Source organism: Pseudoxanthomonas sp. SE1 (genome assembly GCF_029542205.1).
In the GTDB taxonomy this organism is placed as follows: Bacteria; Pseudomonadota; Gammaproteobacteria; order Xanthomonadales; family Xanthomonadaceae; genus Pseudoxanthomonas_A.
This window is the reverse complement of the sequence record NZ_CP113783.1, coordinates 3706288-3721514: the sequence shown is the minus strand read 5'-3', so window position 1 is coordinate 3721514 and position 15227 is coordinate 3706288. Positions and strand designations below refer to the sequence as shown.

Annotated in this window: 6 protein-coding genes; 3 read left to right on the top strand and 3 right to left on the bottom strand. The window is 68.5% G+C overall.

Annotated elements, in window-relative coordinates:
• Positions 1-58 precede the first annotated feature (58 nt).
• Positions 59-313 (bottom strand): hypothetical protein, encoded by a 255-nt coding sequence (locus OY559_RS17560; RefSeq protein ID WP_277727575.1) that lies wholly within the window; start codon positions 311-313, stop codon positions 59-61.
• The gene (locus OY559_RS17555; protein ID WP_277727574.1) at positions 310-9012 is read right to left on the bottom strand and encodes a glycoside hydrolase family 94 protein; all 8703 of its coding nucleotides are present in this window, start codon (positions 9010-9012) and stop codon (positions 310-312) included. The genes OY559_RS17560 and OY559_RS17555 overlap by 4 nt, the downstream gene beginning before the upstream one ends.
• Positions 9013-9853: 841 nt before the next feature.
• Between OY559_RS17555 and OY559_RS17550 the strand changes: the two genes are divergently transcribed.
• From OY559_RS17550 to OY559_RS17540, 3 genes are read left to right on the top strand one after another with little or no spacing between them, the layout of a single operon-like run.
• On the top strand, positions 9854-10831 hold the full coding sequence (locus tag OY559_RS17550; RefSeq protein ID WP_277727573.1) for a glucokinase: 978 nt from the start codon (positions 9854-9856) through the stop codon (positions 10829-10831).
• Positions 10828-11838 (top strand): glycosylasparaginase, encoded by a 1011-nt coding sequence (locus OY559_RS17545; RefSeq protein ID WP_277727572.1) that lies wholly within the window; start codon positions 10828-10830, stop codon positions 11836-11838. The genes OY559_RS17550 and OY559_RS17545 overlap by 4 nt, the downstream gene beginning before the upstream one ends.
• Positions 11835-12584, top strand: a complete 750-nt coding sequence (locus OY559_RS17540) for a copper homeostasis protein CutC (RefSeq protein ID WP_277727571.1) — start codon at positions 11835-11837, stop codon at positions 12582-12584. Before OY559_RS17545 ends, OY559_RS17540 begins: the two co-directional genes overlap by 4 nt.
• Here the strand turns inward: OY559_RS17540 and OY559_RS17535 are convergent.
• The gene (locus OY559_RS17535; protein WP_277727568.1) at positions 12581-14935 is read right to left on the bottom strand and encodes a GH92 family glycosyl hydrolase; all 2355 of its coding nucleotides are present in this window, start codon (positions 14933-14935) and stop codon (positions 12581-12583) included. The two genes, OY559_RS17540 and OY559_RS17535, sit on opposite strands and share 4 nt — an antisense overlap.
• Positions 14936-15227: the final 292 nt, after the last annotated feature.

Genomic DNA, 15227 nt, shown 5'->3' with positions numbered 1-15227 from the left:
TGTCGCAGTCGCTGCCACGCGATGCCACGCGACGTCGGCAGCGTCCGCGTCGCGGCGCCTACCGCACTCCATCCCGCGGCGATGTTCCGAGTGCATCCCAGCCGCGCGTCGGTTTGCCGTGGGCGACAAGCATCGCATCCAGACGCTGCCGCACATGATCGCGGTCGTGGTCGGCGGCGTGGCCCAGGATGTCCAGCGCCAGCGCTTCGAACTGCGGCCAGAACTGCGCCTCGTGGCGGAGGTGCTGCAGCCAGGGCGGCAGCATGTCCGCCAGACGGTCCAGGTCCGCGTCGAGTTGCGCGCGCGATTTCATGCCGGTGCGCGCGGCCAGCGCGCCTCCACGCGATGCACGCTGCCGTCGTCCACCAGCGCGAACCGGAGACCCGACTGCTCAGTGCCGTCCAACCGCAACGTCGCCGTGCCGGTATCGACCTGCTGCACGGAGATGATGTACAGGCTGGCCCCGAAGCGGTAGCGAAGTTCGTACGCCGGCCAGTCGCGCGGCAGGCAGGGCGCGAGTGCAAGCTCGGCGCCGATGCGCTGCAGTCCCAGCAGCGATTCGGTCAGCAGGCGGTACATCCAGCCGGCCGAACCGGTGTACCAGGTCCAGCCGCCGCGGCCCACATGGGGCGCCACGCCGTACACATCGGCCGCCAGCACGTACGGCTCCACCTTGTAGACGGCGGTCGAGGCGGGATCCTGCGCGTGGTTGACGGGATTGATCATGCGCGCCAGTTCCCATGCGCGCTCCGTGTCGCCCTGGCGCGCGAACGCCATGGCGGCCCACACCGCGGCGTGGGTGTACTGGCCGCCGTTCTCGCGCACGCCGGGCACGTAGCCGCGGATGTAGCCGGGATCCTTCGGCGTCTTGTCGAAGGGAGGATCGAGCAGCTGGATCAGGCCCGCCTCGCGCTTCACGAGGTAGCGGTCCAGCGACGCCATGGCCTGCGTGGCGCGGGCCGCATCCGCCGCACCCGACAGGACCGACCAGCTCTGCGAGATCGAATCGATCCTGCATTCATCGCTCTGGCGCGAGCCCAGCGGCGTGCCGTCGTCGAACCAGGCCCGCCGATACCACTCGCCGTCCCAGGCATGCGCCTCCAGGTTGCCGCGCAGGCGATCGGCGTGCTCGGCGCATTCGTCGGCGAATGCCTCATCGCCGCGCAGGCGCGCAACGGCGATGAAGCGCTGCAGTGTGTCGTACAGGAAGAAGCCCAGCCATACGCTTTCGCCACGTCCCGCTTCACCGACGCGGTTCATGCCATCGTTCCAGTCGCCGGTCGCGATCAGGGGCAGGCCACGCTCGCCGAGCAGGCTGCAGCCACGCCGGAGCGCCAGCACGCAATGCCGGTAGAACGACTGCCGCAGGTACGACGTCGCCGGCATGTCGTAGTAGGACTCCTCGTCGGGATTGACCGGGCGTCCGTCGACGAAGCCCACGTCCTCGTCCAGCACGCTGGCATCGCCCGTCACTTCCAGGTAGCGGCAGGTCGCGAACGGCAGCCACAGGTAGTCGTCCGAACAGCGTGTCCGCACGCCGCGTCCCTGCGGGGGATGCCACCAGTGCAGCACATCGCCCTGCGGGAACTGGTGGGCGGCGCACAGCAGCAGGTGCGCGCGGGTCAGCGCGGGCCTGGCATGCAGCGTCGCCATGGTGTCCTGCAACTGGTCGCGGAAGCCGAACGCGCCACCGGACTGGTAATAGCCGCTGCGCGCCACGTAGCGGCATGCGAGCGTCTGGTACATCAGCCAGCCATTTACCAGCGCATCCACGCTGGCATCCGGCGTGCTGACCTGCACCGAGGTGAGCAGTCCGCGCCAGTGGATACGCACGGCATCCAGGGCATCGTGCGCGCCCTGCGCGCCCTGCACACGCCGCGCGAGCTGCAGGGCTTCTTCATGGTCCTTGCCCATGCCCAGCCGGAACACCGTCTCCGACGCTTCGCCATCGGGCAGGGAGAGCGGCACCTGGATGGCGGCGCAGGGATCGAGCCCCACGCCCAGGCGGCCGGACAGGCGTTCGCGCTGCATCGCCGCCGGAGCGCCCATGCCGCCGTTGCGTCCCAGGAATTCCGTGCGGTCGCCGGTGAAGCTGCAGCCACTGGCGTCGGTGTCGAAGAAGGCGACCCGGCCGCCGAACTCCGTGTTGTACGGGTTGCGCGCCGTCAGTACGCCGCTGCCGGCATCCTGCTCGGTGATGACGTGCATCTGCGATTTCACGCGCAGGTCGCCCAGCACCCATTCCACGTAACCGGTGGCGGAAAGCCGGCGTGCGCGGCCGGACAGGTTGCGCACCTTCAGCACCGAGTACTTGACGGCATCCTCGACCGCCACGTACACCCACAATTCGCTGGCGATGCCGTCCTCGACATGTTCGTACACGCTGTAGCCGAAGCCATGGCGCGTGCGGTACGCGCCGCGTCCCCGGCATGGCAGCGGCAGCGGCGACCACACATGCCCGGTGTCCTCGTCGCGCAGGTAGAACGCTTCGCCACCGCTGTCGGCGACCGGGTCGTTGTGCCACGGCGTGAGGCGGAATTCGTGGGCATTCTCGAACCACGTGTAGCCGGCTATGCTTTCGCTGACGACCGTGCCGAACCGGTCGTTGGCGAGTACGTTTGACCACGGTGCCGGTGTCGGACTGCCCTCGCGCGTGACGATCACGTACTCGCGTCCATCGGCAGCGAACGCACCGGTCCCGTTGTCGTGGAGGAATGCGGTGGCCACCGCTTCGAATGGCCATGTATCGTCGCCTTCGCCGACATCGGCGGGCGGGGGCAGTCCGGTCGACGTTTCCGGTTCCGGCAGCGCCGCGCGCTCTTCCCGCGGCCCCTCGGCCAACAGCGTCGGCATCAGGCGTTCGACCGGTTCGCGACGGCCGATCTGGGATGCCAGCGAGCCCGACTGGTCGCTGACGATCACCCGCGCCACCGATTGCAGCAGGATGCGGTCCTCCTGCGACATCTGGTGGCCGGGGCGCACGAAGATGCCACCCGGCCGATCCAGTACGTTCGCCTCAGGATCGGACGAGATCATGCCCAGGATCTGGTCCTGCAACTGCTGCCGGTAGCCGGCCTGGCTCTCGTTCCAGATCACCAGGTCCGCACGCAGGCCCTTCAGGCGCCAATACGCATGCGCCTGCACCATCTGGCGGACCAGGTCGATGTTGTCGGCATCGGAGATCTGCAGCAGCACGATGGGCAGGTCGCCGGAGATCGCGTGGCCCCACAGGCCGGACTGGCCGCGCTGGTTCTGCAGCAGCACATCGGCATCGGCGCGCAGCAACGGGTGCGCGTACACGATGAGGCCGGCCAGGCGCTCATAGAGCTGCGCGTCGGCCTGGGAGGCGTTGATCTGGCGCCGGACCACCTGGCTGTGGGTCCACGCCAGGTCGAAGACGCGGTCGGCCAGGCGGCGGTCCCGGTACTTGTCGATCAGGTCGGCGCAGGCATCGCGGTCCAGGCCCACGCCGTGGACCATGTCGATCATCGCGGTCTGTCCCGGCGCGAGTTCGATCCGGCATCGGATCGCCACGATGGGATCCAGCACCGAGCCTTCGCTGTCCGAAAGCGCCTCCTGGTCGGTGAGCGCATGCGGCGCGCGCGGCGTGTTGCCACGGCCCAGGAAGCGTGCGCGGTCGGTCTCGTACGAGATCGTGCCGATGTCCGCATCGTGCACCGCCACCAGGTGGAACATCCACGGCGGCACTTCATCGTGCGCGCGCGGTCGGCGCGTGCACAGCAGTGCCTGCTTCTCGCGCACGATCTCTGATTGCACGAACAGGTTGCTGAAGGCCGGGTGCAGTTCGTCGGCGATGGCGGGCGCCAGCACCACCTCGGCATACGTGGTGATCTCGATGGTGCGCGTGCGCCGGCTGCGGTTGCTCAGGCGCAACCGGCGCAGCTCGATGTCGTCCTCGGCGGAGATGGCGATCTCCAGATGGCTTTCGTAGCCGCGCTTGCGTCCGCGGAACTCGGCCTTGGCATCGGAGAAGATCGCTTCGTACTGCTCGACCGGCGCGCAGGTGGGTTGCAGCGAGGTGGACCAGTACTCGCCGCTCTCCACGTCGCGCAGGTAGCAGAAGCTGCCCCAGTTGTCGCGCGTGCCGTCCTCGCGCCAGCGCGTGACCGCCATGTCGCGATGGCGGCTGTACCCGCCGCCGGCGCTGGTCAGCAGGCCGTGGTAGCGCCCGTTGGAGAGCAGCTGCACGGCGGGGCGCGAGGCGCCCGGGTCGCGGAAGATGCGCAACTGGGTTTCCGACTCGATCGGTGCGGCGCGCGTGCCGAGCGTTTCGGCTTCGTGCGGGTGGAACACGCCCGTATGCGGGATGCGTTCCTGCAGCAACAGCAGGGTGGCCTGGAACTCGGCATCGGCCACGAAGCGCCGCTGCATCGGCTGCTGGCGCAGCAGGTGGACGAGCGAAAGGAAGCCCATGCCCTGGTGATGGGCCATGAACGAACGCACCACCACGTATTCCTGTCCGGGCGGAACCCGGGCCGGCGTGTAGTCGATGGCTTCGTACAACCCGAAGTGTCCACCGAACCCCAGCGCATCGAGCCGCTGCAGGTTCTGGCACGCTTCCTCCGGCGCCACCATCAACGCCATCATGCTGGCGTACGGCGCGATGACCAGGTCCTGGCCCAGTCCCCGCTTCAGGCCCAGCCCGGGCACGCCGAACGCGCGGTACTGGTAGTTCATGCGGGCGTCGACGGTGTTGTAGCCCGACTCGGAGATGCCCCACGGCACGTCATGGCGCGCACCGTGCGCGATCTGCGCATCCACGGCATGTCGCGACGTCTGGTCCAGCAGCGTGTCGGGGTAGCTGGGCATGACCAGCTGCGGCATCAGATACTCGAACATCGAGCCGCTCCACGACAGCAGCGTGGCGTCGCCGTTGACCTCGGTCAGCAGGCGACCCAGCGCGAACCAGCTTTCCTGCGGCAACTGGCCCTGCGCGATCGCGACGAAACTGCACAGGCGCGCCTCCGAGGCGAGCAGGTCGTAGAAGCTGCTGTCGAGCCGGTGCTCGTCCAGGTTGTAGCCGATGACGAGCAGGTGGCGCGCGCGGTCGTAGAGGAATTCGTACTCCATCAGCGAGAACTGCCCGGCGATGTGCGCCAGGCGTTCCAGCTGGTGGATCCGTTCGCGCGCGCGCCGGCCTGCCAGCGGGTTGGCCGATCCTTCCTGCAGCTCGCGCAAGGTCGGAATGCGCTGGCCATCGCCGGTGCCGGCGTCGGGGAGCAGGAACTGCAGTTCCGCATGCGCGGATCGGCAGCCTTCGACCAGCGCCGTCGGCCATTGATGCGGGTGGCCGCCGTCGGTATCGGCCGCGGGCCACGCCGACGCGATGTCATCCGCCTGCGTGGCCAACCGGGCCAGCACGCGTTCGGCTTCATCGACGGTCGCGGGCGGCTCCAGCCGCGCCAGTGCCAGTGATGCGCGGAACGCATCCACCGCGCCGGCCAGCGCAGCGCTTTCCGCGGGCACGTCCTGGCGGGCGTCTTCCAGTACGGCCAGGGTGTCGGCCAGGCCGGTGAACGTGCTGGGCGCCAGCACCGGCGCATCGACCAGGGCCAGCAGGCCCTGGCGCAGCGTCAGCAAGTGGCCTGCCAGGTTGCCGCTGTCGACGGTGGAAATGTACGCCGGTGGCAGGGGCTGCAGCGTCGCGGTGTCGTACCAGTTGTAGAAGTGCCCGCGATGGCGTGGCAGCGCATCCAGCGTGTCGAACACCAGGCGCGTACGCGCCATCACGCCGCCGGTCTGCAGATACCCGAAATCGTGCGCGGCCAGGTTGGCCAGCAGCGACAGCCCGATGTTGGTGGGCGACGTGCGCCGCGCCACCACCAGCGCGGGGTGTTCCTGCACGTTGTCGGGCGGGAGCCAGTGATCTTCCGCGCGCACATAGGTTTCGAAGAACGCCCAGGTGCGGCGCGACAGTTTCCCGAGGAACGCCAGCTGCATCGCGGACAGCTTTCCGTCGCGCTGGCCCGGCGGGCGACCCAGCCACGCCATGATGGCCGGCGACACCAGCCAGAGCGCCAGCAGCGGGGCGGCGACCCACAGCGCTGCCGGCTGCTTCAACGCCAGCAACGCGGCGATGGCGGCGGCGATCAGGGGGGCTGGCGCCATGCTCAGCAGTTCGGCCTTGATGCCGCTGCCCAGGCTGCGCTCCACCTCGCTGGAAGGATTCCATTGCAGCAGATGCCTGCGCGTGACCAGCAGACGCCACAGCGTGCGTACGATGGCGGCCAGGCTGAAGAAGGCCTCGTAAGGCAGGCAGGCCACGTTCACCGCGGCGCGCAGCAGTTGCCGCAGGCTCGATCGGCCCACCTGCAGAAGATGCGTTTCCAGTGGCATGTCCACCGGGATGGCGAAGACATCGCGGAGTGCCGGAACCAGCACGGGCAGCGCCCAGAGGCTCAGCAGCCATGCCGTCCACACGAGCGGGTCGGGCGAGAACAGCCAGCCCAGCACCAGCAGCACCGTGGTCGCCGCCGGCACCAGGCTCCGGCGCAGGTTGTCGAGCAGCTTGCCGCGCGACAGCCACGACAGCGGGTTGCGCTCGCGCCCGCCCCCGTGGCGCGGCACCCACGGCAGCAACCATGGCAACAGCTGCCAGTCGCCGCGGATCCAGCGATAGCGCCGTTTCACGTCGGCCGCGTAGCGCGACGGATAGTCCTCGAACAGGCGCACATCGCTGACCAGGCCGGCACGCGCATAGCAGCCTTCCAGCAGGTCATGGCTGAGGATGCGGTTGTCGGGGAAGCGGTCGGCGAGCGCGTGCTCGAACGCATCCACGTCGTAGATGCCCTTGCCGACGAAGGAGCCTTCGCCGAACAGATCCTGGTACACATCCGAGACCGTGCGCGTGTACGGATCGATGCCGGGCTCGCTGCCGAACATGCGCGCATAGCGCGAGTTCGGCCGGCCGCTGAGGCTGGTGCCCACGCTGGGCTGGAGGATGCCGTAGCCGCGCACGACGCGGCGACGATGCCGATCGAATGCTGCCTGGTTGAGCGGATGCGACAGCGTGCCGGCGAACTCGCGCGCGGCATCGCGCGGCAAGCGCGTATCCGTGTCCAGGGTGATCACGTAGCGCACCTGCGACAGCACGCCGGTGTTGCCGGTCACCTGCAGGAACTCGTCCGTGTTTCCACCGCGCAGGAGCCGGTTCAGGGCCGCCAGCTTGCCGCGCTTGCGTTCGTAGCCCATCCAGCGCCGCTCGCGTGCATTCCACTGGCGCGGCCGGTGGAACAGGAAGAACAGATCGCCGCCGCCATCCTCCGCCCGCTCCGGCGCATAGCGCCGGTTGAGTTGTTCGATCCGTTGCGCCGCACGCGCGACGAGGGCCGCATCGCCCGGCAGCACGGCATCGTCCGCATCCAGGAAATCGGTGAGCAGCCCGAAATGCAGGTGGCGGTCGCGATTGGCCAGGAAGCGCACTTCCAGCGCTTCGACCAGGCTGTCCACGCCATCGGCGCTGCCCAGCATGCTGGGCACCACTACCAGCGTGCGCGATGTCGCCGGAATGCCTTTGGAGAAATCCATCCTCGGCAGGGGGCGTGGCGGTACGAGCAAGGTCGCCGCCCAGTTCACCAGGGCGATGCCCAGTTCGCTGAAAGCGAGCAGGGCGAGTGCCGCCGGCAGCCAGACCGGCACGCCCTGGAGCGGGGATCCGGCCTTCAGCAGGCCGTAGGTGAACAATCCGATGATGGCGGCGATGGGCGCCAGATAGGCCAGCAGGGGAATACGGCGCGGACGCAGACGTACCCGTCGTCCGCCGGCGAGGTACTCCGCCACCGCGGCCTGTGTACGGGCAACGCCGTCGTCCACGAGATAGAAGCCGACATGGGCCTGGTAGCCCATCGGATCGGACGCGGCGGCGGTCTGCGCCAGTTGCAGGGCGATGTCCGCCACCTCCTTTTCGCCGACATCGGCCAGGCGGGCGATCTTCTCGACCACATGCCGATAGCTGTCGCGCGTGCTGAAGTCCATCAGCGCGTAGGTGCGGGCCGGGTCTTCGCGCAGGGCGCGCTCGACCACGCTCATGTCCTCCACGAACTCCCGCCAGTCCATGTTCGCCAGGAAGCGCAGGCTGCCGATGCTGTTGCTGATCGATACCTGGTCCGCCGCCTGCTGCTGGCTTTCCAGGTGGACAAGCTCTTCGATGCGATGGCCACCGTCGGCGACCCATTGTTCCAGCCAGGTGATCGGCATGGACGAAACGCCGCCACGCCCCTGCAGGCCGCGCATCAGCTCGGACACGAACGCGCCGGTCAGCGGTGGATCCGAGCGCGCCATGTCGGCGATCACCAGCACGACGTCCTTGGGGCTCTCCGCCGCGGTGCGGTTGAGTTGTCCGGCCCACTCGCTGGCCAGCCTGTGGTCGGCGCCATCGCGCATCACGCGCACCGCCATGCGGCGCAGATTGTCGATCAGTGCGAGCCGCAGCATGATCGGGATGGCCCACAGCTCGCCGAGCTTCAGCGGCGTGATGGACTGGTAGGCGGCGAAGAAGCGGCTGAGGGTTTCCGCATCGATGCGGCCGTCGCCATGCGCGATCGCTTCCAGCGAGAGATCGTAGACGCGCGGCAAGCCGGAAGAATGGCCTTGGCTGAGCGAGGGAAGCTGGCGGCTGTAGCCCTTGGGCAAATGCCGCCGCGCGGTCAGTACCTGCTCTTCCACCAGGTAGTAGTTGTCCAGCAGCCATTCGCCGGCCGGCGTGATGCGCATGTCGTCCTGGACCATTCGCGTGAGCAGCGCGCAGACGTCGTCCAGCAGGCCTTCGTTCTCGGCCAGGCGGTCCAGCAGCCGTTCCGGTCCGGGACGCGCGTGTATCCGGTGCGCGCGCGCAAGGGAGCGGCCGTGCACTTCCATCTGCTCGACATTGAACAGCTGCGCGCGCAAAGGGGCTTCCGCGCCCAGGGGCTTCTTGGTGGCTGCGCGACGCCAGCGCCACAAGCGTCGACGCAGGCGCAACCAGTGACTGAAGACCCTCCAGACCTGGGGCATCGGAAATCCTGTGGGGGCGGGCGACCGACGTGGAACCCATCCTTGCACGCGCCCCGGCATGCCGACGTGAAGGGGGACAGTGCGGGGAGCTAAAACTGCGGCGGCGAGCGCCTGGAGTCTCGATCGGGCCGTTCGCGCCAATCGGAACCGCGGACGTCGGAGCTTGCTTGTGCACCCGTCGGGGACGAGTTCATTGCCGGGAGCAGGACCGTACTCGATGCCCCGGGAACCGATATCCAACAATCCCGCCACGCCGACGCCGCTTCACGGCGCGGCTGGATTCACGTGATGGCTGATGTCCGCTTGTGGCCGAGGCGGGGTAAGAACTCCGACCGACAGCGACTGTCGTGCAAGGACTGTCCGGAAGCGTGGTTCGTGTGCCGTGGAGAATGCGATCTGGGCGGCAACCGGCAGCCAGGCCCGTTTGCGTGGACTACGGCACCGACTGCGTCTGGAGCAGCCGCCTGTTCGACGACGCGCGCACGCTGGCGGGCCATGGCAGGCGTCGCGGTCGTTGCAGGTGCGCGAGTTCCCCGATGCCGCAGCGCCCGTGCTGAAACGCTGAAGCCAGGTGAATGCTGTCGCCGGACCGGTGTGGTGGAGCGTGGCGGCGATGCCCGGGAACGGATCGTGCTCCATGCGGATGACAAGCACGGACATGTTCCGCGTTGACTGCTGTCCCGGCCTTGGCGGCCGAGCATGTTTCCGGCCGGGTCCCGGTGCAGCCCTCCATCCTTTTGAAACGATCCAAATCGAACGTATAGTGCTGCGTCTCCGAACGTGACCCCGGTAGCGGCCGGGTCTTTCCATGGATTCTGCACAGCACCGGAACGCTTGCCTCGTGGCCGACGTTGGGGGCACCCACGCCCGGTTGGGCTGGTGTGCCCCGCGCGACCCGATCGACGTGCGGGACATGGCGATGTACCGCTGCGCGGAGCACGCGTCGCTTGCCGCCATCCTGGAAAACTACCTGCTGCGCCTCCGCTCGACCGCGCCGGGCGTCCGGGTGACGTCCGGTGTGGTCGCCATCGCCGGTTTTCTCGATGGCGAGCGCCTGGTCAATGCCAACCTGCCGTGGAAGGTGTCCGTGCGTGGCACGGCGCAGGAAGCCGGGCTGGGGTCGCTGCAGGTGATCAACGATTTCGAAGCCGTCGCGCGCGCCATTCCCGGCGTGCAGCGCAGCGCGCTGGTGGCGCTGGTCGCGCAGCAAGACCCCGGCATGCAGTCTCCGGCCCTTGTGCTGGGGCCGGGTACCGGGCTGGGCGCGGCGCTGTGCCTGGATGCGCAGGGCAGCCAGGTGTTGCTGAGCGAAGCAGGCCACGCGGCGCTGGCCGCCAACACCGCCGTCGAACTGGACGTGTTGCAGCGTCTGTCGCGGCGTTGGTCGCACGTGGACAACGAGCGTGTGTTGTCCGGCAGCGGATTGATGCATCTGTACGACGCGCTGGCCGATGTGCGCGGCACCGTGCCGCACTGGAAGCAGGTCGCACCGCTGGTGGAAGCCGCGCATGGCGACGATGCACTGGCGCGGGAAACGCTGGCCGTATTCTGCGGCTGGCTCGGTAGCCTGGTCGGCGACCTGGTGCTCACCGTTGGCGCGCGCCAGGCCTACCTGGCCGGCGGCGTGACCCGTCACATCGCGCCGTTCCTGCACCAGGGCGACTTCGCGCGGCGGTATGCGGAAAAGTTCACCGGCGCGCGCACGCCGCCACCGTTGTGGCGCATCGACCATGGGCAGCTGGGACTGGTAGGTGCGGCGATGCATGCGCGCACGCACCGGCCCGCGCGCGCTGAACCAACATATGAGGAGCAGGCATGAACGGCAGAAGAAAATTCCTGGGCCAGGCGGCGTTGTCCGCTGGTGCATTGGCCTTGTCCGGCCGGTCGGCGGGCCAGACATCGGGCAGCACCCCTGCGGGTGCGCGCGTGGTGTCCACGTGGGATTTCGGCGTGCAGGCCAATCAGCCGGCATGGAAGGTGCTGGCCGCGGGCGGTGGCGCACTGGACGCGGTGGAACAGGGCGCCCGCTGGGCCGAGACGGACCTGTGCAATCCCACCGTCGGGCGCTGCGGCAATCCTGATCGCGACGGCATCCTGACCCTGGACGCCAGCATCATGGACGGCGATGGCCGCTGTGGCGCGGTGGCGGCGCTGGAGGACATCGACCACCCGATCAGCGTCGCACGGCAGGTGATGGAGAAGACGCCGCACGTGATGCTGGTGGGCGATGGCGCACAGCAGTTCGCGGTGGAGCAGGGTTTCAGCAAACAACGCCTGCTGACACCACAGGCAGAACAGGCATGGCACGAATGGCGCGCGCGCACGGAGTACAAGCCCGAGATCAATGCCGAGCGCCGGCAGCGGCCCGGCGACCGCGACAACCACGACACGCTCGGCATGCTGGCGATCGACCGCCATGGGAGGCTGGCGGGCGCCTGCACCACCAGCGGCATGGCGTGGAAGATGCACGGTCGCGTGGGCGACAGCCCCATCATCGGTGCAGGCCTCTACGTGGACAATGAGGTCGGCGCGGCCACCGCGTCGGGCGTGGGCGAGGAGATGATCCGCAATGCGGCCAGCTTCCTGGTGGTGGAACTGATGCGGCAGGGCCGTTCGCCGATGGAAGCGTGTCGCGAAGCCATCGCGCGGGTGGTGCGCAAGCGGCCGGAAGCCAGCAAGTCGTTGCAGGTCTGTTTCCTGGCGTTGAACAAGCATGGCGAAGCCGGCGCGTTCGCGCTGCACCCGGGCTTTGTCTACGCGGTCTGCGATGCGCAGCGGCAGGACGCATTGCTGGCCTCCGGGGCCGTGTACGGCGAGGGCGCATGAACGCACGCGCGCCACGGCGGCTGGAGATCGCCGCCGACTCGCTGGGCTCCGCGCTGGCGGCGCAGGAGGCCGGTGCCGACCGGGTGGAACTGTGTGAAGGCCTGTCGTCCGGCGGCACCACGCCGTCGTACGGCACGCTGGCGCTGGCGCGCGAACACGTGCGGATCCCGTTGTTCGTGCTGGTGCGGCCACGCGCGGGCGATTTCCTCTACGACGCGCGCGAAACCGAGGTGATGCTGCGCGACATCGAGATGTGCGTACGGCTGGGCTGCGACGGGGTGGTGATCGGCGCGCTGCAGGCCGATGGTGGCATCGACCTGCCGTTGTGCGAACGACTCGTGGCCGCAGCGGGTCCGTTGCAGGTGACGTTCCACCGCGCCTTCGACGCGGCGCGTGACCAGGCGCAGGCATTGGAACAGGTGATCGCCCTGGGTTGCCAACGCGTGCTGACGTCGGGCGGTCAGGCCACGGCGGTGGACGGCGCTGATCGCATCGCCGCGCTGGTAACGCAGGCCGCGGGCCGCGTGACGGTGATGCCGGGCGCCGGCATCGACGCCGGCAATGTCGCCGCACTGGCGACGCTGACCGGTGCATGTGAATTCCATGCCTCGGCCAAGGCGCCGCGTGTTTCGTCGATGGGCTTCCGCGGTCCGGCCTTGCACGGGCTGGCGCCGGACTGGTCCGAGACCGATCCGGCGCGTGTCCGCGCGCTTCGCGCAGCGCTGGATGCGATGGGTCGACCCTAACGGGACATCGAGTACGGCCGCTGGGCCGGATCGGTGGCCCAGGTGGTGTCCGGTTTCGCCTGCATCACGAAGCGCAGTTCGCCGCCGGCGAGGATCTCGTCATGGGTCAGGTACGCGCGCGTCAGCGGCTTGCCGTTGAGGCTGGCGCTGCCCACGTAGGCATGCGTATCGTCCAGGCCGTCGGCGATGATGCTGAAGCGCTTTCCGTTGGGCAGGTGCAGCGTTGCGCGCGGCAGGAACGGGCGGCCGATGATGTACTGGTTGCTGCCGGGCGTGACCGGATAGAACCCCAGGGCGGTGAACACGTACCACGCCGACATCTGCCCCAGGTCGTCGTTGCCGGCCAGGCCGTCCGGACGTGCTGCGTACTGGCTGGACATGATCTGCTGCAACCGTGCCTGCGTGCGCCATGGCTGGCCCGCGTAGGCATACAGGTAGGCCACGTGATGGCTGGGTTCGTTGCCGTGCGCGTACCAGCCGATCAGGCCGGTGATGTCCTCCATGTGCGCGAACACCGACGCATCCACCTTCGCATCGAACACCGCATCCAGGCGCGCCAGCAGGGCCTCATCGCCGCCATGCGCCGCGGCCAGGCCGGCGACGTCCTGCGGCACGTACCACGAGTACTGCCATGCATTGCCTTCGGTGTAGTCGGTGCCATAGCCACTGGCGCCGGGATCGAAGGGCGTGCGGAAACTGCCGTCGCGCTTGCGCGCACGCATGAAGCCGGTGTCGGGGTCGAACGCATGCTTCCAGTTGGCCGCGCGCTTGTCGAAGGTCGCGGCGACATCGGCCTTGCCCATCGCGCGCGCCATCTGCGCCACGGTCCAGTCGTCGAAGGCGTACTCCAGCGTCTTGCTGGCTGCTTCGCCTTCCTCGTCGATGGGCACATAACCCAGCTCGCGGTACTGCGCGATGCCGTCGTACGGCCCGTAGCTGGCGCTGGCTACCATCGCCTGCAGCGCTTCCTCCGCATCGTAGCCGCGGATGCCTTTCATGTAGGCGTCGGCGATCACCGGCACCGCGTGGTAACCGATCATGCACCACGTTTCCTGCCCATGGAACGACCATACCGGCAGCACGCCGTACGGGCTCTCGCGGCGCGCGGCCAGCAGCGAATTGACGAAGTCGTTCGTGCGTTGCGGCGGTTGCACAAGCGTGGCCAGCGGATGCAGGGCGCGGTAGGTGTCCCATAGCGAGAAGGTCGAGTAGTTCGTCCAGCCTTTCGCCTGGTGCACGGCATTGTCCGGGCCGCGGTAACGCCCGTCGCTGTCCATGAACAGCGTGGGGCCGAGCAGCGTGTGGTACAGCGCGGTGTAGAAGCGGGTGCGCTGCGCCGGGTCACCCTGGGCATCCACTGCACCCAGCGCGTCACTCCATTGCTGTCTGGCGGCCGCGTGCATGCCGTCGAAATCCCAGCCGGGCGCTTCTGCGTCGAGATTGGCGATGGCGCTGTCTTCGCTGACCGGCGAAATGGCCACTTTCACCAGCACGGGTTTGCCGGCGCCCGGGGCCAGATCGAACGCGGCGACCAGCTGCCGGCCTTCGATCTGCGCGCGCTGGCGCGGATCCTTTTCGCCGGGCGGCGGGAAACCCTTGTAGGGGATGTCCTGCTCGGTGTTGTGCAACGCATGGCCGGTGACCGGCTGCGAGAAGCGCAGCGCGAAATACAGCTGGCGTCCCGGCGCCCAGCCCCGCGTTTCACGGAAGCCGGTGACCGTGCCGTCGGCGCGTACGCGCACGCGCGACCACGACACCTTGCCGGGGTAGTCGTACATGCTGGTGCGCAGGTCCAGCACCACGTGCGCAGGCTTGCCAGCGGGGAAGTGGTAGCGGTGCATGCCCACGCGCGGGCTGGCGGTGAGTTCGGCGCGCACGTCGTGGTCGTCCAGGGTGACGGCGTAGTAGCCGGGCTGGGCGGTCTCGGTGGCGTGGCGGAAGCGCGAGGTGTAGCCGCTGCCAGGCTTGTCGGGATCGCCGCGTTCCAGTTTCAGCTCGCCGGTGGTGGGCATCAGCAGCAGGTCGCCCAGGTCGGAATGACCGGTGCCGGAAAAATGCGTATGCGAGAAGCCGACGATGGTGGTGTCGTCGTAGCGGTAGCCCGCGGCCCATCCGTACCCGTCCTTGCGTGGCTGGATACGGGTGTCGGGCGACAGCTGCACCATGCCGTACGGAACAGTGGCGCCGGGGTAGGTATGGCCTTCGCCACCCGTGCCGATGAAGGGATCCACGGCCTTGTACGCGGCCTCGCCGACGTCTGCCGCTGCCGCCCATGCGCTGCCGGCCACCGCCATCGCGCACGCCGCGAGACCCGCCAGCATCATGACCTTCGTCGCGTAACGCGTGTTCATCCTGCACCCTTTTGGATCGGTCGAATTCGGCGAAGCTAGCACACGCCCGCGAGGCCGGTCACTCGGGGTTTCCGGTGTCTGTCGACAGGAGTGCGATGCGCGCTGAGCAGGGCGCCGATGACTTCCTGTTGCGCAGCAGCATGCGTCGCCGCGCCCGGCATGCTACATCTTAGCCACGCAATTGGATCGATCCAAGTCCGGCATATTCGCAAGGCGTGCCATCGGTGCGGCAGGCGCGCCGTGCTCAGCCGTCGGACTGCCGGATCGCCGTTCAAAGGAAAGCACCCGCACG